Origin of the sequence: Microbacterium sp. 4R-513 (assembly GCF_011046485.1) — a bacterium.
Classification (GTDB): Bacteria; Actinomycetota; Actinomycetes; order Actinomycetales; family Microbacteriaceae; genus Microbacterium.
This window is the reverse complement of sequence record NZ_CP049256.1, coordinates 437210-461642: the sequence shown is the minus strand read 5'-3', so window position 1 is coordinate 461642 and position 24433 is coordinate 437210. Positions and strand designations below refer to the sequence as shown.

Below are 24433 nucleotides of genomic sequence, written 5' to 3'. Positions count from 1 at the left end.
CGATTGTTACGGGCCCCGCCGGGCCTGGGCGGCGGCGAGGGCCGCGCGGGCGCCCGCGGTCGGAGCGATCGCGACGAGGCCGCGATACAGCGTCACGAGGGAGTCGACGTCGAGCACGCCCGTCCGCGCCCGGTCGCAGTGCACGGCCTGGATCGCGGCTTCGAGCTGGAAGCGGCCGAGAGGCCGGCCCAGCGCCGAGGCGCGCGAGAGGAGCGAACGCCCCTCGGCGATGAGCTCGGCATCCCACTCGCGCGGATCCTGTTCGTCCAGCGGCGGCCACGGCGCGACGGCGCGCGCGGGCGCGCGCGACTGTGCGAACGTCAGGAGGGCGGCGAGGCCCCAGGCCTCCGGCTCGTCGGGGAGCAGGCTCGCGACGAGGACGGCGAGCCACCGAGCCTCGTCGGCGATCGACTCCCGGATCGCGTCGCCCTGGTCGAGCCAGTCGATCGCATACGCGCCGTAGATCGCCTCGAGCACGGCCGGCAGCCGATCGGGCATGTCGGCGCGCGACGGCACGGTGAACGGGATGCCGGCGCCGCGGATCCGGCGCTTGGCGCGGACGAGGCGCTGCGCCATCGTCGCCTGCTCCACGCCGAAGACGCCCGCGACCTGTGCAGCGTCGAAGCCCAGCACGACCTGCAGCATGAGGGGCGGGCGGATCGCGGGGTCGATGCCCGGATGCGCGCACGCGAAGAGGAGCTCCAGGCGCTTGTCGGGGATCGCCTCGCGGCGGGCGACGAGGGCGGCGGCATCCGTCCTCTCGTCCAGGCCGGCCAGGATGGCCTCGTCCAGGGGCACGCCCGTCCGCTGGGCGGCGGAGCGGAAGTGGTCGCGAAGTCGATTGCGAGCCACGGTCAGAAGCCACCCTTCCGGATTGTCCGGGATGCCGCTGCCCGGCCAGGTCGTCAGTGCACGCTCGAACGCGTCGGCGAGGGCGTCCTCCGCCCAGGCGATGTCATGGGTCGACGCCGCGACGAGGGCGAGCAGGCGTCCGTACGAGTCGCGGGCGGCGGCCTCGGCGACCTCCCGCGCTCGTACGGATCCGGTCATCGGTAGTCGAACGCCGACCAGGCGCCGTCGACGAAGCGCGTCCCTACGGGACGGATCTCCACGGCGCCCCACGCGACGGAGGGCGCCTTGCCTGCCCAGACGATCGCGGCGTCCAGATCGTCGACCTCGATGACGAAGGTGCCCCCGAGCTGCTCCTTCGTGTCGGCGTAGGGACCGTCCTGCACGCGGAGCGAGCCGTCCGCCGACGTGATGGTCGTCGTCAGCTCGGACGGCTGCAGCACCTCCGCGGACCGGAGCACTCCGGCGGCGTCGAGCGCTTTGGCGTACTCGTCGAACTCGCGCATTCCCTCGGCGAGCGCCTCGGGTCCGAGCTCTTCCGCGCTCATCTCGGGGTAGTGGAGCAGAAGCGTGTAGCGCATGGTGTCATCCCTTCAGGTCGGTTGCGACACCGTGATGACGATCGAGTCCGCGGTGGATCGACAGCCCGGGGGAGATCCGTCAGCCCAGCTCGTCGAGCATGCGCCGCTGCTCCGCCGTCAGGCCGTCCTGCAGCTCTTCGCGGGCGGCCCGCGCTTCAGCGGAGGGAGGAGCGACGGGGGCCGCGGCATCCGTCCTCCCGCGCCCGATGCCCGCCGAGGCGCGGTCGAACAGGTCGCCCGCACGCGCCTCGAGACGGTCGTCGATCGCGGCGTAGATCGCCCATGCGATGAGGAGCAGGACGGGGGGCAGGAGGTATCCGAGGAAGAAGTGCCGCACCTGCACGCCCGACAGCATGACGACGATCACCCACACGATGAGCTCGACGAGGAAGACCAGACCGGCGCGGACGAGCCACTCGCCGGCCTTCGTCCGCTGCCCGGCCGACCGCGCGGCCATGCCGGTGAACCACTTGTGGATCAGAGGCTTCACCCAGAGCACGGCCGCGGTGAGGATGACGCTCGCCCACAGGACGCCCCAGCCCACCGAGACGCCCGCGACGAGCAGATCGATGACGAGGAGCACGGCGAGGTTGAACACGTAAAGCGTCGCGAATCGGACGACCCACTTCTTCATGCGTCCAGGTTCGCACGCCCGGCGACGGGCGGCCACCCGGCCGGGCGACCGGTACGGCTCAGGTGATCGAGACGAGCTGCGTGACGTCGTCGTAGGGGAGGCTGTCGGCGACGGCCGACACCGAGATGTCGACGAGCTCGGCCCGCCCCGACACGATGTTGAGGAACGCCGTGTCCGCGGCATCCCGTCCCGTCGCGATCCGCACGAGGGTCGAGCGCGGCGCGAGCGTCGTCGCGTCCACCGCACACCAGCGGCCGTCCACCCACGCCTCGGCGACGGCATGGAAGTCCATCGGCGAGAGTCCCGGCGCATAGACGGCGGCCAGGCGCGCCGGGACGCCGAGCGACCGCAGGAGCGCGATGCACAGGTGCGAGTAGTCGCGGCAGACGCCCTGCCTGGCGAGCAGCGTGCGCACCGCGCCGTCGGTCACGAGCGAGGATCCCGAGACGTAGGCGAGCTCGGTGCCGACCCACGACGAGACCGCGGCGAGCAGATCGGACGGCTGGGTGATCCCGCCGAACTCCGCGGCCGCCGTGGGGAGGAGCGAGTCCGACTCCGCGTAGCGACTCGGTCGCGAGTAGACGAGCAGCTCGGTCTCGCCGGCGTCCGGGACGGGCGCCGCATCGTCGACGGATGCCTGGTACTCCACGACGAGCTCGCCCGCACCCGCCTGCAGGCGGTGCAACCGGGTGCCGTGCGCGTCCGACAGCTCGTGGTGCGGCACGGGTTCTCCGCCGACGGATGCCTCGAACCGCTCGTCGACCGATTCGTACTGTCTCGCGACCGCGATCGCGAAGACGAGGTCGGCGGGTTCGCTGACGTTCAGGACGATGCGCGCGGAGACATCCCTCTTCATGAGTTCCACGATGTCATGCGCGCCCACGGCGGACGAACGCTTGACAGCGGCCGTGGATGAGACGAGGTGCCGGTCGACCCCGCCCCGCGGAGGGCCCGGCGATCCTCCGGGGGGATGCGGATCGCCGGGCTCGGCTCGGGGTCGACCGGAGTCGGGGAAGGTCAGGGGCGGGGCTTGCCGCCCTTCGCGGGGGCGACCTCGACCGCGTGCTCGATCTCCTGCGACATCGTGTTGCCGGCCTCGTCGGCGGTCGTGACCCTGAGGTCGATCCACCCTCCCGCGTCCGGCACCTTCAGCCCGGCCTTGTACGCCGCGACGAACGCACGACCTGTCGCGCTCTCGCTCCCATCGGTCGGAGGCTCGCCCGGGCCGGAGGTGTCGCGCGACACGAGTCCGAGCGGGACGGCCGTCCAGCCGCCTCCTGCGACCCGCATCTCGAGCTTCGTCGTCTTGACGGCTCCACTGCCCACAGCACCCGCGATGTGACCGATCTCCAGCGCAAGGGGGACGGTCTCGCCCTTCTTGCGTCCGTCGCCTGCCAGACCCGCGGCGTTGAGATCAACGTCGTAGTAGGCCTGGAGCATCGGGAGGAACTGCATCGTCCAGTCCTCCGAGTCGCCGGTCGTCTTGAACGTCCACGACGAGGCCAGCTTCGTCGACGACGTCAGGACCGTTCCATCGTGCGTGGCCGTCTGCGTGACTCGCACGTCGTGGGTCCCGTCCGGCATCTCCCAGTAGTTGGCGTCGATGAACGGCGAGGAGCGGACGAGCGTTTCGTCGACGAAGAGCTCCGTCGTGATGGCGGCGTTGGAGTCTTCCGCATCCGTGCTGATGGTTCCCTCGTGGAAGAGCTCGCCGCCGTCGGAGTAGGCCGGGACGATGATCGACAGCGCGGTCCCCGCGCGCACGGGCGCTCGGAAGCTCTGGCCGACGAACGGGCGCACGATGGGCGAGAAGTACGCCGTCTCGGTCCGTTCACCCGGCTCGTAGCTGCGAGTGATGTCCCGCATGAGCCACAGGCCGTCGACCGTCACGAGCTCCTGGTCCCAATCCGCAGACGCGTCGGTCCAGTCCGTCCGCACCATGCCGCGCTGCGTGGACATGTGCAGCGCGTAGCCCATCCGGCCGGCCGGATTGACGTCCCAGCGGATCTCCGCGACCTCGGCGCCCTTCTTGCCGAAGATCGTGGTGTCCACTCGGGCGAGATCCTTCGGGTGGTAGGCGAGGTCGGCGGGAACCGATCCGTCGACGAAGTGCGAGAGGTCCCAGATCTCGTCCGAGTAGGCCTCGGCGACGACGGTCGCCTTCTCCTTCTTCTTCGCGAGCATGGCCCGTACGAGGTCGCCCTCGACGCCGCTGATCCCGGCGACCGCGATGGGGCCCTTCGTGTACTCGTCCTCGCCGCCGACGAAGGTGTTGAACTCCTCATCGGCGTCGTTGGCCATGATGAGCATCGCGGCACCCGCGGCGGCGGCGTTGGCCGCCTGCTGCATCGGGGTCACGTCGGGGGAGAGCGTGACGAAGGCGATCCTGTCGCGGGCGCCTGCTGAGGCGAACTCCTCAGGGCTGCCTGCTCCGGCGTCGACGACCTGGGTCTTCAGCTCACCGGTCATCGGCTTGGAGGAGTTCAGCGGCAGCGCGTCGAGGTGCCGGCCGCCGATGTCGATGCTCATCCGCTCGTGGGTGAGACGCCACCGGGTCGTGAAGTCGACGGCCACGGCGTCGGAGGGATCCATCGGCTGAGCCCACATCTCGTCGGCCATGATCGGGACGAGGACCCCGGTGCCGATGCCGTCGATGTTCACGTCCATGCGCCGGACGGTCTGCTCGAGCCCGTCGCGGTCGACGTCCACCGTTACCGGCACCGCCTGGCGCGCGTCCAGCTCGACGGTCTTCGCGCCGTCGAGGAGGATGTCCGGGTCGCCGAGCGCGACCGTGGCGAGGGTGTCGGGCTCACGTGCGATGTCCGGGTAGGCGACGACGGCCCAGCGTCCCTTCGGAAGCCGGAGGGTGCGCTCGCCGGAGACGTACACCGGGTCGAACCAGCCCTCGTCGAGATTGACGACCGTCGCCACGAGGTCGAGGGGCTCGCCGTGGAATCCGGTCGCCGTGAGGGTCAGGTCATAGCGCTCGCCCTCGCGGAGGAGTCCGAGGGGCGTGCGCGCGACAGCGGTCCCGTCGATCGACGCGGTGAGCGCGCCGGTGTTCTGGGTGCCGGGCTCGACATCGGCCGGGTTGGCGGCGATCTTCACCGACCGCGTCTCGCCCGCCGGGATCGTGAGGCTGTCCGCACCCAGGGCGAGCGCGGCCGCGGTGTCGTCGCCGGAGCCGCCGTTCGTCGAGTCGCGCAGGGTCGCGGCGAGGTCGACCGTGACCTCGGCGTCCGAGTGGTTCGTGTACTCGACGGTCCGCTCGATCGGCGAGAGGTCCTCGCCCCACGACACGAGCCCGAAGTCGCCCGAGCCCGAAGCCACCACCTGCGCGTCGAGCGCGGCGGCGATGTCTACCACGCCGGCACCCTGCTGATAGGCCGTCAGACCGAGGTCCTTCGCGCTGCTCAGAAGCGCCGCGCGCAGCTGGTCGGCGGTGTACTCCGGGTGCTGCTGCTTGATGATCGCAGCCGCGCCCGAGACGTGCGGTGTGGCCATCGACGTGCCGCTCATGGCGATGTAATCGCCCTCTCCGGGCGAGTCCGCAGATCGTGCGGCCGTGACATTGTTTCCCGGCCCGGCGATGTTCGGCTTCATCACGCCCGTACCCCACAGCGGCCCCTGGCTCGAGAAGCCGGACAGCTCGCCGCCTGGGTCGTCGACCGAGCTGACGGTGAGCGCCTCGGCCGCGGCGCCCGGAGCGTTGACGGTCTCAGGGGCGCCGGAGTTGCCGGCCGCGACGACGAACAGGGTGCCGGTCTTCTCGGCGATCTCGTTGAGCGCCGTCGACATCATGTCGGTGCCGTCGGACGGCATCTGCGAGCCGATGCTCATCGAGACGATCGGCGCGTGAGAGGCGGCCCACTCCATGCCGGCGATGACCCACGAGTCCTGGCCCTGGCCCGAGGAGTCGAGGATCTTGCCGACGAGCAGGTCCGCGCCATCCGCGACGCCTCGGTGGGAGCCGCCGCTGGCGGCGCCTGTGCCGGCGATCGTCGATGCGACGTGGGTGCCGTGACCGTTCGGGTCCCAGGCGACGTCCTCGTCCGGGACGAAGCTCGTCGACTCGGGCAGCACCCGGCCCGCGAGGTCGGGGTGCGTGTCGTCGTAGCCCGTGTCGAGCACGGCCACGGTGACCCCTTCGCCGGTGTACCCCTTCTCCCAGGCCTCGGGGGCGCCGATCCACGGGACGCTCGAGTCGAGCGTCGCCTGAACCTTGCCGTCGAGGTGGATCGCCTCGACGCCGCCGGCGAGGCTGACGTCGGAGCCGAAGGCGGTGGGGCCCTCGGCATGGGTGAGAGCGGCCCAGGTGGCCGCGGCATCCGCGTGATCAGCCTTCGCCGCCGCGCCGCCGATGCTCTCGAGCGGCAGGCCGAGCTCGATGCCCGGGACGGGGGGATCCGCTGCGAAGGTCGTGGGGCCGGACTCGAGCTCGACGATGACGGGGGTGGCATCCACGTGCGCGTCGTCGTAGCCGAAGTCGATGAGCCGCGTCACGTTGAAGAGGTCGCGGTCGACGACACCGGCCGCGACGTAGCGGTCGACGCCCTCCGGCATGACGTACAGGTCGTCCTTCGTGCGAAGGGTGCGGAACCCCGTGCCGGGGACGGCCGGCTCGACGTCGACGGCGTCCTTGCCGTCGGCGAGGGTCTGCACGGTCACGCGATCGCCGGTGATCAGCGTGACCGTGTGCTCGGCGGGCTGACCGATGGAGGTCGCCGATCCGTTGGAGGGGGTGCGGCGCCGGCCGGTGCCGCGAGGCCGATGCCGGCTGCCGCGATCGCTGCGGAGCTCAGGACGGCTGTCACCGTGCGGGCGCGGTGACGTGGGGAAAGGGGGTGGTGGGACATGGCGGGGAGGGACCTCTCGTGAAGCGTCCTTTCAACTGTCGCTGAGAGTCGGTCTACAGTGATGGCGGAGAAGCGCCATGGCGCTCATCCGCCAGACATTCGAGGAGGCGCGATGCTCGAAGCGATCGGATTGAGCGAGGACCATTCGGCGGTCTATCGGCTGCTGCTGGCGCTTCCCTCCGCCGACCTGGCCGAGATCGCCGCGGACGCCTCGATCCCCGTCCGCATGGCACGGCAGGTCGTCGACGACCTCGAGGAGCTCGGCCTGATCGCGCGCCTCGCCTCGGCGCCCGACCGCGTCGTCGCATCCTCGCCCGCCGTCGCGATGCTGCCGATCCTGCGGGAGCGCGAGCGGCAGCTCGCGGCCGGCCATGAGGCGCTCGTGCACCTGAGCGACCTGTATCGGGGAGGAGCCGCTCAGCGAGCCGCGCCGGATGTCGTCGAGGTCGTCTTCGGCCCGGAGGCCGTCGTCCAGCGCCTCGGACAGCTGCAGGCGTCTGCCGAGCACCAGGTGCGGGTCTTCGTCCTCGAGGACGTCGCGATCATGTCGGGCGAGGACAACGTCGAGGAGGACCTCGCCCTCGCCCGAGGCGTGCGGTACCGCGTCGTCGCCGAAGCGGGCGTGCTGAATCGACCCGGATTCGTCGATACGGTCCGCGAGCTCGAGCCCCTCGGCGAGGAGGTGCGGGTCCTGCCGAGTCTGCCGACGAGGCTCTTCATCGCCGACTCGTCCTTCGCCCTGATCCCGATGTACTCGCGCGGTGAGCGCCGCGTGGCGGGTGGCCTCCTGATCCATCCGAGCGGCCTGCTCGACCTCGTCATCGCAATGTTCGAAGAGGCGTGGAAGTCGGCGCCGACGCTCCTCGCCTCACGCGGCGTGTTGCAGGAGCGGGACGAGGATCCCGTCGACACCGACCTGCTCAACCTGCTTCTGCTGGGATTGACGGATGCCGCGGCCGCGACGCAGCTCGGCATCTCGGTGCGCACCGTCCAGCGCCGGGTCGCCGACCTCATGGAGCGCGCCGGCGTCGCGACGCGCATCCAGCTCGGTGCCGAGGCGGTCCGTCGCGGCTGGGTCTGAGCCTCAGTACGAAGCGCGCTCGCCGTCGCGCCCGCGGCCGATGAACCGAGCCTCGAGGGCCTCCGAGCCGCGCGCGAGGAGCGCGACGTCGGCCCCGACGAGGATGAAGTCCGCGCCGTCGTCGAGGTAGCCGTCGGCGACGGCGGGATCGAAGGCGTTCACCCCGACGGGCTTGCCCGCGGCCTTCACCGCCTCGAACGTCCGCCGGACCGCCGCGACGACCTCGGGATGCGTCTGCGCGCCGAGCACTCCCATCGATGCTGCGAGGTCGCTCGGACCGACGAAGACGCCATCGACGCCGTCGACCGCCGCGATCTCGGCCGCCGCCTCGACGCCGGCCGCCGTCTCGATCTGCACGAAGAGCGAGACGTGGGCATCGGCATTCGTCAGATATCCGTCGATGCGGTTCCAGCGGCCGCTGCGCGCGAGCGCCGACCCGACGCCGCGCGTGCCGCGCGGGGGATACCGCACGGCCCGCACCACCGCCCGCGCCTCATCGGCCGACGAGATCATCGGCACGAGGAGGCTCTGCGCTCCGAGGTCGAGCACCTGCTTGATGGTCACGACGTCGCCGATCGGCACGCGCACCACGGGTGTGACCGGGTAGGCGGATACGGCGTGCAGCTGCGCGACGACGGACTCGAGGCCGTTCGGGGCGTGCTCCATGTCGATGAGCACCCAGTCGAGCCCCGCCCCCGCGCAGATCTCGGCGACGAGCGGGCTGCCCGTGCACACCCACATCCCCGCGAGGGGACGGGATGCCGCGGCCAGCGCCTCGCGGAAGGTCGGCGTCAGATGAAGCGGCATTCGATGACTCCCATCGGTCCGTAGTCGGCGCGAACGCTGTCGCCCGCCGCGACCCACATGGGACGCGTGAACGACCCTGCCAGGATGATCTCGCCCGCCTCGAGACGCGCGCCGTGCTGGTGGAACTTGTTCGCAAGCCACGCGACACCCGTCGCCGGGTGGCCGAGTACCCCGGCGGCGACGCCGGTCTCTTCGATCTCGTCGTTCTTGTAGAGCAGGGCAGGAACCCAGCGCAGGTCGATCTCGTCGGGGCGCTTGCGGGTCGTGCCGAGCACCATCGCGCCGTAGGCGGCGTTGTCGCTGATCGTGTCCACGATCGTCCGGCCCTCGAGCTCGATGTGCGAGTTGAGCACCTCGAGCGCGGGGACGGCGTAGTCGATCGCCGCGAGCGCATCGTCGAGCGTGCAGTCGGGCCCCTCGAGCGGGGTGCCGAGCGAGAAGGCGAGCTCGACCTCGATCCGGACGTTCGAGAAGCCCGCGACCGGGATCTCGGCGCCGGACTCGTAGACGGTGTCGTCGAACATGACCCCGTAGTCGGGCTCGGTGATGCCCGTCGCCTGCTGCATCGCCTTGCTCGTGAGCCCGATCTTGCGCCCGACGAGCTTCCGGCCCGCGGCGAGGTTCCTGTCGCGCCAGACGCCCTGGATCGCGTACGAGTCCTCGACCGTCGCATCCGGGTAGCGCGCCGTGATGCGGGGGATCACGCCGTGCGTGCGGTCGGCCTCGGCGAGCTCTTCGGCGATCGCCGCGATCTGCTCGGATGACAGCATCCTTCTCTCCCTGTCTCGTGCGTCCTGCTCTTGCTGTGCATGTCCCGAAGTTGGTCGCTTTCGCGCCGCGAAAGCGACCAACTTCGGGACATCAACCGGGTGGTGGTGCCGCGACGCTCGAAGAGGATCGGGACATCAACCGGTGGATGCTGCGGCTACAGCTGCGCGCCGAGCTTGAACTCGCCCTGCTTCCAGCTGGGCAGCTCGTCGGGCGCGTCCTCCGGGCGGGTGTAGGAGAAGCCGTCGGCGCCGATCGTGACGGCCATCTCGCTTGTGTCGGTGCGCGCGACGACCGGCTGCGGGTTGCCGTCGAGGTCGAGGACGAGGGATGCCTCGGTGTACCAGGACGGGACGACGGGGTTGCCCCACCAGTCGCGCCGCTGGTTGTCGTGGACGTCCCACGTGACGACCGGGTTGTCCGGGTCGCCCGTGTAGTAGTCCTGCGTGTAGATCTCGACGCGGTGCCCGTCGGGATCGCGCAGGTAGAGGTAGAACGCGTTGCTCACGCCGTGCCGGCCCGGGCCGCGCTCGATCGCGTCGGAGCGGCGGAGCGCGCCGAGCTTGTCGCAGATCGCGAGGATGTTGTGCTTCTCGTGCGTCGCGAAGGCGACGTGGTGCATGCGCGGGCCGTCGCCGCCCGTCATCGCCGTGTCGTGCACCGTGGGCTTGCGGCGCATCCACGCGGCGTAGACCGTGCCCTCCTCGTCCTGGATGTCCTCGGTCACGCGGAACCCCAGCGACTGCATGAAGTTCACGGCGCGCGGCACGTCCGGGGTGACCTGGTTGAAGTGGTCGAGGCGGACGAGCTCGCCCGGCGTGTGCAGGTCGTAGCGCCACGACAGCCGCTCGACGTGCTCGGTCTGGTAGAAGAACTCGTACGGGAAGCCGAGGGGGTCGGTCACCCGCACCGAGTCGCCGATGCCCTTGGTGAAGCCCTCGGGGCGGCGCTCGATGCGGCATCCCAGCTCCTCGTAGAAGGCGACCGCCTTGTCGAGGTCCTCGGGCGTCCGCACGCGGTAGGAGAAGGCGGCGACGGCGGCGACGGGGCCCTGACGCAGCACGAGGTTGTGGTGGATGAACTCCTCTGTCGAGCGGAGGTAGATCGCCTCGCCGTCCTCCTCCGTCACGTACAGGCCGAGCACGTCGACGTAGAACACGCGGGACGCCGCGAGGTCGGTCACGACGAGCTCCATGTACGCGCAGCGCAGGATGTCGGGGGGCGACGCCTGCGGTGTCGGGATCGGGTTGTCCGAGTGGATGGGCGCCTCCTGGCTGACGTAGAAGCCGGAGGAGGTGAGGGTCTTGTCGTGGGTCATTTCAGCGTCCTTGCTCTGGGTCGTCAGTGGGTCTGGGCGTCTCGTCTCGCTTCGCTCGCTCAGCGACCGAAACCTCCGGTCGTTGAGCGAGCGTGCGAAGCGACCGAGACGAAACGCGTCAGCGCGGATCGGGGTCGTCGAGGTCGGTGTGGTCCTCGTGCACGGACTTGCCGAAGGTGGGGTTGTGCACCTCGCCCAGCGTGATGTGCACCGACTGCTGGTCGGTGTAGAAGTCGATCGAGCGGTAGCCGCCCTCGTGACCGAGACCCGAGGCCTTGACGCCGCCGAAGGGGGGTGCGGAGGTCGCGGACGTTGTTCGAGTTGAGCCACACCATGCCGGCCTCGACGGCCTGCGAGAAGTTGTGCGCGCGCTTGAGGTCGTTCGTCCAGATGTAGGCGGCGAGCCCATACTTCGTGTTGTTCGCGAGAGCGAGCGCCTCTTCGTCGGAGTCGAACGGCGTGATCGCCACGACCGGTCCGAAGATCTCCTCCTGGAAGATCCGCGCGTCGGGGGCGACGTCGGCGAACACGGTCGGCTCGACGAAGTTGCCCGTCTCGAAGCCCTCGGGGCGACCGCCGCCGGCGACCAGACGACCCTCCGACTTGCCGATCTCGATGTACGAGACGACCTTGTCGTAGTGCTCGGGGTGCACGAGCGCACCGACTTCGGTCTTCGGGTCGTGCGGGTAGCCGACGACGACGCGCTTCGCCTGAGCCGCGTACTTCTCGACGAACTCGTCGTAGATCGCGCGCTCGACGAGGATGCGCGAACCCGCGGTGCAGCGCTCGCCGTTGAGCGAGAACACGCCGAAGATCGTCGCGTCGACCGCGGCATCGAGATCGGCGTCGGCGAAGACGACGGCGGGCGACTTGCCGCCGAGCTCCATCGAGAGGCCCTTGAGGAAGGGCGCGGCGTTGCCGAAGATCAGCTGGCCGGTCGAGCTCTCGCCCGTGAACGAGATGAGCGGGACATCGGGATGCTTCACCAGGGCGTCGCCGGCATCCTCACCGAGTCCGTTGACGAGGTTGAAGACGCCCTTGGGGAGCCCTGCCTCCTCGAAGATCCCGGCCCAGAGCGACGCCGACAGGGGAGTGAACTCGGCGGGCTTGAGCACGACGGTGTTGCCGGTCGCGAGGGCGGGGCCGAGCTTCCAGGACTCCAGCATGAACGGGGTGTTCCAGGGCGTGATGAGCCCCGCGACGCCGATCGGCTTGCGGTTGACGTAGTTGATCTGGCGGCCCGGCACCTTGTACGTGTCATCGGCCTGCGCGACGATCAGGTCTGCGAAGAATCGGAAGTTCTCGGCCGCGCGCCGGGCCTGACCGAGCGCCTGCGTGATCGGCAAGCCCGAGTCGAAGCTCTCGAGCTCGGCGAGCCGCGCGTCGCGGGACTCGACGATGTCGGCGATGCGGTGGAGGATGCGGGAGCGCTCGCGCGGCAGCATCCGGGGCCAGGGTCCCTCGGTGAACGCGCGGCGCGCGGCCGCGACCGCTCGGTCGATGTCGGCCTTCTTGCCCGCCGCGGCCTGCAGATAGACCTCGTTCGAGACGGGGTCGAGCACGTCGAACGTGTCGCCGTCCGCCGAGTCGACGAATTCGCCGTCGATGTAGTGCTGGATGCGGGTGGGCAGGTCGTCGGGCACGTGCCGCTGCGCTGCGAGCGTGGTCGTGTCGGTCATGGGTTTCCTCCGTGGGTGGGGCGAAGTCTTCGTCAGTTCGCTGCGCTGTCGGGATGCCGCGCCTCGAGGAACGCGGTCATCGTGCGCCAGCGGTGGTTGCGGGCGGCGAGTTCGACCTCGATGGGCTCGGCGCCGGAGCGGATGAGCTCGAGGATCTCGGCGTGCTCCTCGACGGAGTGCTGCGCGCGTCCCGGCACGAATGCGAAGGTCGTGTCGCGGAGGCCCGAGAGGCGCGACCATCCGCGGTGAACCAGGTCGAGCAGGAGCGGGTTCGGGCACGGTTCGTAGAGCACCGAGTGGAACTGCTGATTGAGCTGCGTGAAGGCATGCGGGTCGAAGTGGTCGAGCAGCTCCTGCATCCGGTCGTTGATCCCGGCGGCCCGCTCCAGGTCTTCCGGGCTCAGGAGCGGCGCCGACAGCGCCGTCGCGCAGCCTTCGACGAGGCCCAGCGTCTGCATGGTGTGGACGTACTCCGACTCGTCGACGAGGGTCACGCGAGCGCCGACGTTGCGCTCGAACGTCACGAGGCCCTCGGCTTCGAGCTGACGCACCGCCTCGCGCACTGGGACGACGCTCATGTCCAGCTCGCCGGCGATCGTGCCGAGCACGAGCCGGTAGCCGGGGGTGTACTCGTGCCGCGCGATGCGCTCCTTGATCCACGCGTACGCCACCTGGGACTTGCTGAGCGACTCCGGTCCCTGAGCCGGTCCCGGTCCCTGAGCCCCTCCCGGCACCTGAGCCGGTCCCGGTCCCTGAGCTTGTCGAAGGGTCGTCACTTCGCCTCGCCCCTCTCCGCCTCGTAGCGGGCGCGCCACTCGGCGTTCATGGGGAAGAGCCCGTCGACCGGATGCCCCGCCGCCACCTGCTCGGCGATCCAGGCATCCTCGTCCTCCTGTGCAAGCGCGGCGTCGACGACCTCTTCGGCCAGCGCGGGCGGGACGACGATCACCCCGTCGGCGTCGCCGACGATGATGTCGCCCGGCTGCACCGTCGTGCCGCCGCAGGCGATCGTGACGTCGTGGTCCCAGGGGACGTGCTTGCGGCCGAGGACGGCGGGGTGCGCGCCGTTCGAGAAGACCGGGATGCCGACGGATGCCACGGCCTCGGCATCCCGGACACCTCCGTCGGTCACGATACCGGCGGCGCCGCGCGCGTGGGCGCGGATCGCGAGGATGTCTCCGAGGGTGCCCGAGCCGGCCTCACCGCGGGCCTCGATGACGATGACCTCGCCGTCGCCGACGGCGTCGAATGCGCGCTTCTGGGCGTTGTAGCCGCCGCCGTGCGATGCGAAGAGGTCCTCACGGTTCGGGACGAAGCGGAGGGTCTTGGCGGTGCCGACGATCTTCACCCCGGGCGTGAGCGGGCGGACTCCGTCGATCGTGACGTTGTTCAAGCCGCGCTTGCGCAGCTGCTGCGACAGGCCCGCGACGGGCGTGCGCTCGAGCTTCGCCCGGAGGGCGGGGTCCAAAGCGGTTCCCGAGCTCGTCGAGGGGTCGTCCTCGGTGGCGCTCGTCGGTCCGAATGTCGACCCTTCGACAAGCTCGGGGACCGGGGCGGGGTCAGCGACCGGGGCGGGGGAGAGGCCGGCGGCCTCGCGCGAGCCCCACGCCTCGGCGCGCTGCGTGTCGTCGACGGAGGGGAGCGATCCGACCGAGGCATCGAACGCGTCGTGCCGTCCCTGCACGACGGTCGTGACGAGCCGGCCCGAGCTCGGGCCGTCGGGCACGTCGACCTCGACCTCGACGACGTCGCCCGGCTCGACGACGGACGAGCCCGCCGGGGTGCCGGTGAGGATGACGTCGCCCGGTTCGAGCGTGAAGTGCTGGGAGAGGTCGGCGACGAACTGCGCGAGCGGGAAGATGAGCCCGGCTGCGTCGTCGTGCTGAACGAGGTCGCCGTTCACCCAGGTGCGCAGCCGGAGCAGTCCGGGGTCGATGGCCCGCGCGTCGATGAGGGACGGGCCGATCGGCGTGAACCCGTCCCCGCCCTTCGAGCGCACGTTGGAGCCCTTGTCGTTGGCTCGAAGGTCGTAAAGCCCGAAGTCGTTCGCCGCCGTGACCCAGCCGACGTGCTGCCAGGCGTCCGCGAGCGAGACCCATCGGGCCGCCGTGCCGATGATGAGCGCCATCTCGCCCTCGAAGGCGAGCAGCTCGGTGCCCGCGGGGCGCTCGATCGTGCCGCCGGATGCCGCGACCGAGCTGGCGGGCTTGAAGAAGTACGACGGGTCGGCGGGGCGCCGGCCGCGCTGATCGGCGCGGGAGGCGTAGCTCAGATGTACGGCGATGATCTTGCCGGGGCGGCCCGGGAGCCCCGAGAAACGCGGGTCCGCGGCATCCGTCTGATTGTCCATGAGCTCCCTCGCTCTTGCGTCGTATTCGAAATCGTATATCATCGGTCCCGAACGGGCAACACCGATTCATCCCGGGCGAAGACGCCGAACTGACGAGGGAGTCATCGAAATGAGCATGCAAGACCGGAGGTCCGCAACGCCGGGCTTCACACCGACGGGCACGATCGCGACGCCCGCCGATCGCCGACGCGTGGTCTTCGCCACCGTCGTGGGAACCACCGTCGAGTGGTACGACTTCTTCATCTACGCCACCGCCGTAGGCCTGGTGTTCGGGCAGCTGTTCTTCGCGCCGCTCGGCGCGAACAGCGTGCTCATCGGGTTCGCGACCGTGGGCATCAGCTTCCTCTTCCGTCCCCTGGGTGCTTTCCTCGCCGGGCACTTCGGTGACAAGTACGGCCGCAAGGTCGTCCTGATGTGGACGCTCGTGCTCATGGGTCTGTCGACCGCCCTCATCGGCCTGCTGCCGACCTACGAGGCGATCGGCGTCGCCGCGCCGATCCTCCTCGTGCTGCTGCGCATCCTCCAGGGACTCTCGGCCGGTGGCGAGTGGGGCGGCGCGGTGCTCATGGCGGTCGAGCACGCCCCCAAGAAGCGCCGCGGCGCCTACGGCGCATCCCCGCAGATCGGCGTTCCGCTCGGACTGCTCCTCGCCTCGGGAATCATGGCGCTCATGGCGATGATCGCCCCCGGCGACGCCTTCCTCGCATGGGGCTGGCGCGTTCCCTTCCTCCTCAGCGTCGTGCTGATCCTCGTGGGCTGGTACGTGCGCCGTCGCGTCGAAGAGAGCCCGGTGTTCGTCGAGCTCGCCGAGCGCAAGGAGAAGGCCCGTACGCCGATCGTGCAGCTCTTCCGCAAGCACGCGCTCCTTGTGCTGATCGCCGCGCTCGTCTTCGCCGGCAACAACGCCGTCGGCTACATGACGACCGGAGGCTACATCCAGAACTACTCGACGAACCCCGAAGGTCCGCTGGGCCTCGACCGCACCCCCGTGCTCTGGGCCGTCGCCGCCTCGGCGGTCACCTGGCTGCTGTCGACATTCGCGGCGGGCGTCGTCTCGGATCGCCTCGGCCGCCGCACGACCTACATCATCGGCTGGATCCTGCAGCTCATCGGCGTCTTCGCCCTGTTCCCCCTCGTCAACACGGGCAACGTCGGGCTGCTGTTCCTGGGTCTCGCGATCCTCACGATCGGCCTCGGCTTCACGTACGGCCCGCAGGCGGCGCTCTACTCCGAGCTGTTCCCGGCGTCGATCCGCTTCTCGGGCGTCTCGATCTCCTACGCGATCGGCGCGATCCTCGGCGGTGCGTTCGCCCCGACGATCGCGACGGCGCTCGTGCAGGCGACCGGCACGACCCTCTCGGTCACGTGGTACCTCGCCGGCATGACCGTGATCGGCCTTCTGGCGACGCTGCTGCTGCGCGACCGCTCCGGCATCCCGCTCGGTCCCGATCACGAGGCCGAGCAGGCGCAGAGCCCGATCTACGGGCTCTCGAAGGCCTGACCTCCGCGATGGAAGGGCGGTCCCGGATGCCGGGGCCGCCCTTTCCGGTAGGGGCGCGGAGCACCCGGCGGGTGAACAATGCCTTCATGCACCTCCGGCCGATCGCGCTCCCCGCGAACCAGCCCTCCGCCCGGTTCTACCGCGGCGGAGAGCGCATCGCGCGCTTCCGCGGCCTTCCGGCGGCAGAGCCCCACACGCCAGAGGACTGGGTGGCCTCCACCACCGCCCTCTTCGGCGAGACCCGCACGGGCCTGACCACCGTCGAAGGCGACGTGCTGCGCGACCTCGTCGAAGCCGATCCGGTCGGGTGGCTCGGCGCCGCGCACGTCGCGGCGTTCGGCACCGATACGCGCCTCCTCGTGAAGCTGTTGGATGCGGGTCAGCGGCTGCCGGTGCACGCGCATCCCGACGACGCCTTCGCCGGCCGCATCGGTCACGGGCACGGCAAGACGGAGGCCTGGTTCATCCTCGAACCCGGCACGGTGCACCTCGGCTTCGTCCGCGATGTGTCGCGCGAGGAGCTGGAGCGGCTCGTCGATGAGCAGGACACCCGGCGCCTGCTGGATCTGCTCCATACCCGCCGGGTGGAGGCGGGCGACACGGTCCTCGTGCCGGCCGGCCTCCCGCACGCCATCGACGACGGCGTCCTCCTCGTCGAGGTGCAGCAGCCGGAGGACCTGTCGATCCTCCTCGAGTGGCGCGGATTCGCCATCGACGGCCGTGCCGACGGTCATCTCGGAATCGGCTTCGAGGCGGCTCTGGACGCGATCGATCGCCGTGGGAGGACGGATGCCGAGATCGACGCCCTGATCGAACCCCGGTCGGCGACGGAGCAAGCGCTGGTGCCCGCCGCTGATCCGTTCTTCCGGATCGAGCGGGCGTCCGCCGTGCAGAGGCCCCGGATCTCCGCCGGGTTCGCGGTCCTGGTCGTCACCGACGGCGCGGGGACGCTGCGGTCGGCGGCCGGCGAGCTGCCGTTGCGCGCCGGCGCGACCGTGGTCGTGCCGCATGCGGCCGGCGATCAGCTCCTGACGGGCACCCTCAGCGGCCTGGTCTGCCGACCTCCTGCGCCGGCCTGAGCACGCGTCGGCAGCGCCTTCCCGCGGCGCTTCGCGGAGCGCGAGGGTCGATGCTCGCCCAGTCGCCGAGCGCTCGTCAGGAGTTCACGCGGATGATCTCGCGCTGGTACGGCGCGATGACCGACGTCGAGACGCGGCAGTCGAGGAGGAGGAAGGGGCGGGCCGAGGCATCCGTCGCCGTCCACTCGGCGAGCCGATCGAGATCGGAGAGCGAGCGCACGACGACCCCCTCGGCCCCGACCGCCCGCGCGAGTCCCGCGAAGTCGACCTCGGGGATGAGCATCGGCTCTTCGGCGACGCCCTTGAGTCCGTAGAGGTTGACCTCCGCCCCGTACGCCCGGTCGTTCCAGACGACGCAGAGACCGCGGCCGCCCGCCACGCGCACCGCCGACTCGAGGTCGGCGAGGGCCATGAGCCCTCCGCCGTCCCCGGTCGTGAGCACGACGGTCGCCGACGGCTTCGCGAGAGCCGCGCCCGGCACCGAGGGGAAGCCCAGGCCGATCGACTGGTAGGCGGTGCCGACCATGATCATTCGGTCGGGCGAGGCGACCGGCCAGTACATGTTCGCCCAGCCGATGAAGTGGCCGCCGTCCGAGACGACGACCCGGTCCTCTGGGAGGAGCTCGCCGATGCGCGCAGCCACCGACCGGGGGTCGAGACGGCCGTCGCCGGCCAGCTCGTCGCCGGGCTCGTAGGCGCGCAAGCCGTCGAAGTCGACCGACTCCCGCCACCCCGACGGCGTCGCACCGAGGTCCCGCAGGGCGCCGACGAGGGACTGCGCGACGACGCCGGCGTCTCCGCGGAGGTATCCGCCGACGTGCGGGTGGGTCGCCGCGGGCGCGATGTCGACCTGCACCACGCGGGTTCCCGGCGAGAAGAGCTCGCCGAAGCGCATCGTGAACTGATTGAGGGATGCCCCGAACACGACCGCCACGTCGGCTTCGCGCACGAGCTCCATGGCGCCCTCGGCGCCGAAGCCGCCCGTGACGCCGAGATCGAACTCGGCGCGGGGGAACACGCCCCGGCCGAGGGCCGTGGAGGCGGTGACGGCTCCGGTCGCGTCGGCCAGTTCGCCGAACGCCTCGCCCGCGCCGGACACCCACGCCCCGCGGCCCGCGAGGAGGAAGGGGCGCTCGGCGGAGGCGAGGACCGCGGCCAGCTCGCCCACCGCTGCAGCCGCGAACGGGCCGGTCGGGGCGAGCGGCGTCGGCAGAGCCGGCATCGGCGCCTCGGGGACGGGGCCCGCCTCGCGTGTTGCGACGTCATACGGGATCGCGAGCACCGTCGGCACACGATAGGTGAGCGCGTGCTCGATCGCGATGACGGTCGTGGCCGCGGCATCCGTCCGTCCCACCGTGTAGGTGCGCGCGCCGACGGCCGATGCGAGCGCGATCTGGTCGACGTCCCACGGACGCGGACCCGACGTCGGCTCGTCGCCTACCACGAGCACGAGCGGGACGTGCGCCTGAACCGCTTCGGCGAGGGCCGTGAGCGTGTTGGTGAAGCCGGCGCCATAGGTCGCGGTCGCGGCGGCGAGGCGTCCGGAGGCGCGGTGGTAGGCATCGGCGGCGACGACGGCGCCCGCCTCGTGCCGCACCGCCGTGTAGGTCGCAGCGGTCTGCCGCTCGAGGGCGTCGAGGAACCAGGCGTTGCCGTTGCCCATCACACCGAAGACGTGGTCGATGTGGCGGGCGAGGGTGACGGCGACGTGCGCGGAGACGGTGGGCATGGCGGTGCTCCAGAAGAGACAGGGACGGATGATCAGGCCGTATGTGTCTCGCGCGTGTGCGCTGCGTGCCCTTTTTTCGAGCACCGGCGGGTTCGTCCCCGCCGGACATGACGAGTATAGGCATCCGGGCCGCGTGGCAGGATCGACGCGTGAGGACGATCCAGTTTCGCCGGTACCTGCTCGTCGAAGGCGAATACGACGCCTTCCTCGCCTGGTGGGAGGAGTGGATGCCGCGCGTGCGCGCCCGCGCCGGGTTCACGATCGACTTCGCCTACGGGCTGCGCGAGCAGAACCAGTTCATCTGGGCGGTGAGCGCCGAGGGCGACCGGGAGGCGTTCCTCGAGCTCGAGAAGGGGTACCTGGCCTCGCCCGAGCGCGCCCAGGCGTTCGACGGCGTTCCCCAGCGGATCGCGGAGTACGACATCCACCTGGTCGAGGACGTCCTGACCCCGGCTGCCGGCTGACCGTTCCCGGGTTCGGGGCGGATTCCACCGGCGACACGCCGGGGTGTTCGGCGCGCCGCGGCCGGACCACGCCCCAAACCGTTCCGGCCTGTCTGGAGCGGCGTCGAGCGCACGCCCGGGCCGCGCGTCCGTTACCACCGGCCCCTCCCGGGTTCGGGGCGGATTCGGCCGGCGACACGCCGGGACCTGCGGCGCGCCGCGGCCGGATCACGCCCCAAACCCATCGATGCCCGGCCGAGGGGCCCGGGGCGCCGAGTCAGCCGCCGATGGCCGCCGTGATCGCCGCGGCGACGCGGGTGAGGCGGCCCGCGATCTCGGCGTCGGGGTGCGGGTCGGACAGATAGACGACGGCGATCGCCGCGAGCTCGCCCTTGGGCAGAAGCAGGGGCACCGCGATAGAGCGCAATCCCGCGATCACCTCGTCGTGGCTCGTCGCCCAGCCGCGCTCGCGAGCCGCAGCGACGTCGGCGCGGTGGGCGTCGTCGAGCCCCGCGGGCCAGCGACCCTCGGGCAGCATCGACAGGATCGCCTTGCCCGGCGCTCCGACGGTGACGGGATGCCGCGTCCCCGGCCGCTGCGCGACCGAGGCGACGCCGTGCCGGGGTTCGACGCTCGCCAGGGTGATGCACTCGTCCCGGTCGAGGATCGACAGGAAGCACGTCATCCCGAGTTCGTTCGCGGCCGCGGTGAGCTCGGGGAGCGCCTCGGCCTGCAGGTCGTGCGCCACGCCGGCGGCGAGGGCCGCCATGCGGGAGCCCAGCGCGACCCGGCCGTTGCCGTCGCGCACGACGAGGCCGTGATCCTCGAGGGTCCGCAGCAGGCGGTAGGCGATGGACCGGTGCACGTCGAGCCGCCGGGACAGCTCGTCGATCGTGAGGGGCCCGCGCGCATCGGCGAGGATCTCGAGGATCCGGATGCCCCGGCTGAGCGTCTGCGACGCGGGGCTCTTCGTCTCGGCGATGACCATCGGCATCCACACCCTCTTGTCGCGACTCGGCAAGTCGTATACGATCTGTTCAATAGTAGAACGGTGTGTTCGAATATAGAACACAGTGGGCGAACCGGCAAGACCTCGACATCGATGTCCGAGGAAGGGATCGACGAAGATGCAGTTCCACCACCACGGGTACGTCTCGGGAGAGCCGCGCGTTCAGGATGCCGCGGGCGCGGGCATCGACCGTCCGGCCGAGCTCCCCGAGGAGATGGACGTGCTGATCGTCGGCTCCGGCCCTGCGGGCATGCTCCTCGCCGCGCAGCTCTCGCAGTTCCCCGACGTCACGACGCGCATCATCGAGCGACGCGACGGCCGGCTGGTTCTGGGCCAGGCGGACGGCATCCAGCCGCGCAGCGTCGAGACGTTCCAGGCCTTCGGCTTCGCCGAGCGCATCGTCGCCGAGGCGTACAACATCGCCTACATGAACTTCTGGGGGCCCGACCCCGAGAACCCGGGCAACATCATCCGCACGACCCGCACGGAGGACTACGCCTTCAAGATCAGTGAGTTCCCGCACCTCATCGTCAACCAGGCGCGCGTGCTCGACTACTTCGCCGAGGCGGCGGCCCATGGTCCGGGCCGCATCGTGCCGGACTACGGCATCGAGTTCGTCGGGCTCACGGTGCACGACGAGGGCGAGTACCCGGTTGAGGTGCGGGTGCGCCCTTCGACAGGCTCAGGGACCGGGGCCGGCTCAGGGACCGGGGCCGGCTCAGGGACCGGGGCCGGCCCAGGGACCCGGGCGGGCGACCGGGCCGGGGAGGTGCGCACCATCCGTGCGAAGTACGTCGTCGGCTGCGACGGCGCCCGCAGCGGCGTGCGCGAGGCGATCGGCCGCAAGCACATCGGCGGCATCTCGGCCCACGCGTGGGGCGTGATGGACGTGCTCGTCAACACCGACTTCCCGGACTGGCGCACCAAGTGCGCGATCAATGCCGAAGCGGGCAACATCCTGCACATCCCGCGCGAGGGCGGCTACCTCTCCCGCATGTACATCGACCTCGGAGCCGTCGCGCAGGACGACGACCACCGCGTGCGCCAGACTCCGATCGACGAGATCATCCGCAGGGCGAACGAGATCCTGCATCCGTACTCGATCGACGTGAAGCAGGTCGCATGGCACAGCGTCTACGAGGTCGGCCACCGCGTGACCGACAAGTTCGACGACGTCGACCTCGGAGAGGACCGCCCCCCGCGCGTCTTCCTCACCGGCGACGCCTGCCACACCCACAGCGCGAAGGCGGGCCAAGGGATGAACGTGTCGATGCAGGACGGCTTCAACCTCGGCTGGAAGCTCGGTCACGTGCTGACGGGCCTCGCCCCGGCATCCCTCCTCGAGACCTACTCCGCAGAGCGCCAGCCCGTCGCGCAGCAGCTGATCGACTTCGACAAGGAGTGGTCGTCGCTCATGGCGCGCAAGCCCGAAGAGATCAGCGATCCGCAGGAGCTCGCGACCTTCTATCTCGGCACCGCGGAGTTCCCATCGGGCTTCATGACGCAGTACGGTCCGTCGCAGATCGTGACGGATGCCTCGCACCAGGCGCTCGCGGCCGGGTTTCCACTGGGCAAGCGGTTCAAGTCGGTAGAGGTCACTCGGGTGTGCGACGGCAACGTCATCCACCTCGGCCACCACGCCAAGGCGGATGGCCGCTGGCGCATCTACGCGTTCGCCGACGCGCCGGCGGCGGGGGAGCCGTCGCGGCTCGCGGAGTGGGCCGAGTGGCTCGCGTCGTCCGAGTCGCCCATCGCCCGGCACACCCCGGCCGGCGCGGATGTGGACTCCGTCTTCGACGTGAAGGTCGTCTACCAGCAGCGTTTCGAAGACGTCGACATCAACCGGGTCCCCGGGGTGTTCCTGCCGGCCTCCGGCCCGCTGGGCCTCACGGACTGGGAGAAGATCTACGCGGCCGGCGCCGACGCGTGGCGCACGGCCGACATCTTCAACGAGCGGGAGCTCTCGCGCGACGGCGTGGTCGTCGTCGTGCGGCCCGACCAGTACGTCGCGGGGGTGCTTCCGCTCTCGGCGACGGATGAGCTCGCCGCGTTCTTCTCGGGCGCACTCGTCGACCAGCGCGAGACTGCAGCCGTCGCGTCCTGACTTGTCCGTCGGGGTGATCCGAGCCGAGCGCCTGTACACGGCGTCTATCGGATCGCACGCCGGGCGCGGGCAGAATGACCACGAACCACACTGAGCAGAGGGATGCCGCGGCATCCCGAACCGACGAGGGAGTCCCATGAGCGAGAACCGCGAGACCGAACTGCTGGCCAAGGTGCCGGACGGCCTCTTCATCGGTGGCGAGTGGCTCGCCGCCGACGGCGGAAAGACGCTGAAGGTCTATGACCCGGCGACGGGTGACGTCGTCAAGGAGATCGCGAACGCCTCGCCCGGCGATGGCATGTCCGCGCTCGACGCGGCCGTCGACGCGTTCCCCTCGTGGTCGCAGACGCCGGCGCGCGAGCGAGGTGAGCTGCTGCGGCGCGCGTTCGACCTGCTGCAGGAGCGCAAGGAGGAGTTCGCGCTCCTCATGACGATCGAGATGGGAAAGCCCCTCGCCGAGGCGCGCGGCGAGGTCGCCTACGGCGGCGAGTTCCTGCGCTGGTTCAGCGAGGAGGCCGCGCGCATCCAGGGCCGCTACGGGGCGAACCCCGAGGGCACGGGCCGCATGATCGTGTCGCAGCACGCCGTCGGGCCGTGCTTCCTGATCACGCCGTGGAACTTCCCCCTCGCGATGGCGACGCGCAAGATCGCGCCGGCGCTCGCCGCCGGGTGCACGGTCGTCATCAAGCCGGCCGAGCTCACGCCGCTCACCACCCTCTACTTCGCGAAGCTGCTCGAAGACGCCGGGCTGCCGAAGGGCGTCGTGAACGTCTTCACGACCTCCACGTCGGGCGCGGTGTCCGAGCCGATCATCCGCGACCCGCGTCTGCGCAAGCTCTCCTTCACTGGCTCGACCCCCGTCGGCGTGCGGCTGCTCGAGCAGGCCGCGGGCGGCATCCTTCGCACCTCGATGGAGCTCGGGGGCAACGCGCCCTTCGTCGTCATGGACGACGCCGACCTCGACAAGGCGGTCGACGGCGCGATGCTCGCGAAGTTCCGCAACATCGGCCAGGCGTGCACGGCGGCGAACCGCTTCATCGTGCACCGCTCCGTCGCCGACGAGTTCGCCCGGCGGGTGACCGAGAAGGTGCAGGCGTTCAAGATCGGTCGGGGCACCGAGGACGGCGTCGCCATCGGACCGCTCATCGACGACCGCGCCGTCGAGAAGGCGTCGACCCTGGTTCAGGATGCCGTGTCCCGGGGCGCGGTCGTGACCACCGGCGGCAAGGCCGTCGACGGTCCCGGCACCTTCTACGAGCCGACCGTCGTGACCGACGTGCGGCCGGGGAGCGAGATCCTCCAGGAGGAGATCTTCGGGCCGGTGCTCGCGATCATCCCGTTCGACACCGAGGACGACGCCGTGCGCATCGCGAACGACACGGAGTACGGCCTGGTCTCGTACGTCTTCACCGAGAACCTCGCACGCGGCCAGCGCATGATCGAGCGGCTCGAGACCGGGATGATGGGGCTCAACGTCGGGGTCGTCTCGAACGCCGCGGCGCCGTTCGGCGGCTGGAAGTCCTCCGGCCTCGGCCGCGAGGGCGGCGCCGAGGGCATCCACGAGTACCTCCAGACGAAGTACACGCTGACCCCGAACCCCTTCGCCTGACCTTCCGTCGCCGGTCGCTGCCGCCGAAACCACCCG

Annotated in this window: 18 protein-coding genes and 1 pseudogene; 6 read left to right on the top strand and 13 right to left on the bottom strand. The window is 70.6% G+C overall.

The window, feature by feature from the left end; genetic code table 11:
- Positions 1–6: 6 nt before the first annotated feature.
- The 5 genes from G5T42_RS02120 to G5T42_RS02100 all read right to left on the bottom strand — a co-directional run bounded on the left by G5T42_RS02120 (position 7) and on the right by G5T42_RS02100 (position 6732).
- On the bottom strand, positions 7–1050 hold the full coding sequence (locus tag G5T42_RS02120; RefSeq protein ID WP_165124797.1) for a DUF6596 domain-containing protein: 1044 nt from the start codon (positions 1048–1050) through the stop codon (positions 7–9).
- Entirely contained in the window at positions 1047–1430 is a 384-nt protein-coding gene (locus G5T42_RS02115) for a YciI family protein (protein WP_165124794.1), read from the bottom strand. Before G5T42_RS02115 ends, G5T42_RS02120 begins: the two co-directional genes overlap by 4 nt.
- A gap of 79 nt (positions 1431–1509) precedes the next feature.
- Entirely contained in the window at positions 1510–2064 is a 555-nt protein-coding gene (locus G5T42_RS02110; protein WP_165124791.1) for a hypothetical protein, read from the bottom strand.
- Positions 2065–2122: 58 nt separating this feature from the next.
- The gene (locus G5T42_RS02105; protein ID WP_165124788.1) at positions 2123–2920 is read right to left on the bottom strand and encodes a transglutaminase family protein; all 798 of its coding nucleotides are present in this window, start codon (positions 2918–2920) and stop codon (positions 2123–2125) included.
- A gap of 161 nt (positions 2921–3081) precedes the next feature.
- A complete protein-coding gene (locus G5T42_RS02100; protein ID WP_165124785.1) occupies positions 3082–6732 on the bottom strand; it encodes a S8 family serine peptidase in 3651 nt (1216 codons plus the stop codon).
- Between the two features lie 300 nt (positions 6733–7032).
- On the opposite strand from G5T42_RS02100, the gene G5T42_RS02095 reads away from it, so the two are divergent.
- Positions 7033–8001 (top strand): helix-turn-helix domain-containing protein, encoded by a 969-nt coding sequence (locus tag G5T42_RS02095; RefSeq protein WP_165124782.1) that lies wholly within the window; start codon positions 7033–7035, stop codon positions 7999–8001.
- A 3-nt stretch (positions 8002–8004) separates the two neighbouring features.
- Here G5T42_RS02095 and G5T42_RS02090 read toward each other — a convergent pair whose 3' ends face one another.
- The 6 genes and pseudogenes from G5T42_RS02090 to G5T42_RS02065 all read right to left on the bottom strand — a co-directional run bounded on the left by G5T42_RS02090 (position 8005) and on the right by G5T42_RS02065 (position 14923).
- Positions 8005–8808 carry an aldolase/citrate lyase family protein gene (locus tag G5T42_RS02090; protein WP_165124779.1) on the bottom strand — a complete coding sequence of 268 codons (804 nt, stop codon included), beginning with the start codon at positions 8806–8808 and terminating at the stop codon, positions 8005–8007.
- The gene (locus tag G5T42_RS02085; protein WP_165124776.1) at positions 8793–9578 is read right to left on the bottom strand and encodes a fumarylacetoacetate hydrolase family protein; all 786 of its coding nucleotides are present in this window, start codon (positions 9576–9578) and stop codon (positions 8793–8795) included. Before G5T42_RS02085 ends, G5T42_RS02090 begins: the two co-directional genes overlap by 16 nt.
- A gap of 155 nt (positions 9579–9733) precedes the next feature.
- Positions 9734–10894 (bottom strand): 3,4-dihydroxyphenylacetate 2,3-dioxygenase, encoded by a 1161-nt coding sequence (gene hpaD / locus G5T42_RS02080; protein ID WP_165124773.1) that lies wholly within the window; start codon positions 10892–10894, stop codon positions 9734–9736.
- A gap of 118 nt (positions 10895–11012) precedes the next feature.
- Positions 11013–12573 (bottom strand): annotated as a pseudogene (gene hpaE, locus G5T42_RS02075) (5-carboxymethyl-2-hydroxymuconate semialdehyde dehydrogenase).
- A gap of 32 nt (positions 12574–12605) precedes the next feature.
- Positions 12606–13307: a GntR family transcriptional regulator gene (locus G5T42_RS02070; RefSeq protein WP_165130043.1), complete on the bottom strand. Its 702-nt coding sequence runs from the start codon at positions 13305–13307 to the stop codon at positions 12606–12608.
- A 38-nt stretch (positions 13308–13345) separates the two neighbouring features.
- Complete coding sequence (locus G5T42_RS02065) at positions 13346–14923, bottom strand: fumarylacetoacetate hydrolase family protein (protein ID WP_165124770.1); 1578 nt, start codon at positions 14921–14923, stop codon at positions 13346–13348.
- 109 nt (positions 14924–15032) lie between these two features.
- On the opposite strand from G5T42_RS02065, the gene G5T42_RS02060 reads away from it, so the two are divergent.
- The gene (locus tag G5T42_RS02060) at positions 15033–16424 is read left to right on the top strand and encodes an MFS transporter (protein WP_241245924.1); all 1392 of its coding nucleotides are present in this window, start codon (positions 15033–15035) and stop codon (positions 16422–16424) included.
- Positions 16425–16510: 86 nt separating this feature from the next.
- On the top strand, positions 16511–17503 hold the full coding sequence (locus tag G5T42_RS02055; RefSeq protein ID WP_165124767.1) for a class I mannose-6-phosphate isomerase: 993 nt from the start codon (positions 16511–16513) through the stop codon (positions 17501–17503).
- A gap of 76 nt (positions 17504–17579) precedes the next feature.
- Here G5T42_RS02055 and G5T42_RS02050 read toward each other — a convergent pair whose 3' ends face one another.
- Entirely contained in the window at positions 17580–19232 is a 1653-nt protein-coding gene (locus G5T42_RS02050) for a thiamine pyrophosphate-binding protein (protein WP_165124764.1), read from the bottom strand.
- A gap of 149 nt (positions 19233–19381) precedes the next feature.
- On the opposite strand from G5T42_RS02050, the gene G5T42_RS02045 reads away from it, so the two are divergent.
- Complete coding sequence (locus tag G5T42_RS02045; protein WP_165124761.1) at positions 19382–19696, top strand: hypothetical protein; 315 nt, start codon at positions 19382–19384, stop codon at positions 19694–19696.
- 256 nt (positions 19697–19952) lie between these two features.
- Here G5T42_RS02045 and G5T42_RS02040 read toward each other — a convergent pair whose 3' ends face one another.
- The gene (locus tag G5T42_RS02040; protein WP_241245923.1) at positions 19953–20669 is read right to left on the bottom strand and encodes an IclR family transcriptional regulator; all 717 of its coding nucleotides are present in this window, start codon (positions 20667–20669) and stop codon (positions 19953–19955) included.
- A gap of 133 nt (positions 20670–20802) precedes the next feature.
- Here G5T42_RS02040 and G5T42_RS02035 point away from each other — a divergent pair, with 133 nt between their 5' ends.
- Entirely contained in the window at positions 20803–22788 is a 1986-nt protein-coding gene (locus tag G5T42_RS02035; protein WP_165124758.1) for an FAD-dependent monooxygenase, read from the top strand.
- A gap of 136 nt (positions 22789–22924) precedes the next feature.
- On the top strand, positions 22925–24397 hold the full coding sequence (locus tag G5T42_RS02030; RefSeq protein WP_165124755.1) for an NAD-dependent succinate-semialdehyde dehydrogenase: 1473 nt from the start codon (positions 22925–22927) through the stop codon (positions 24395–24397).
- The last annotated feature ends 36 nt before the right edge of the window (positions 24398–24433 follow it).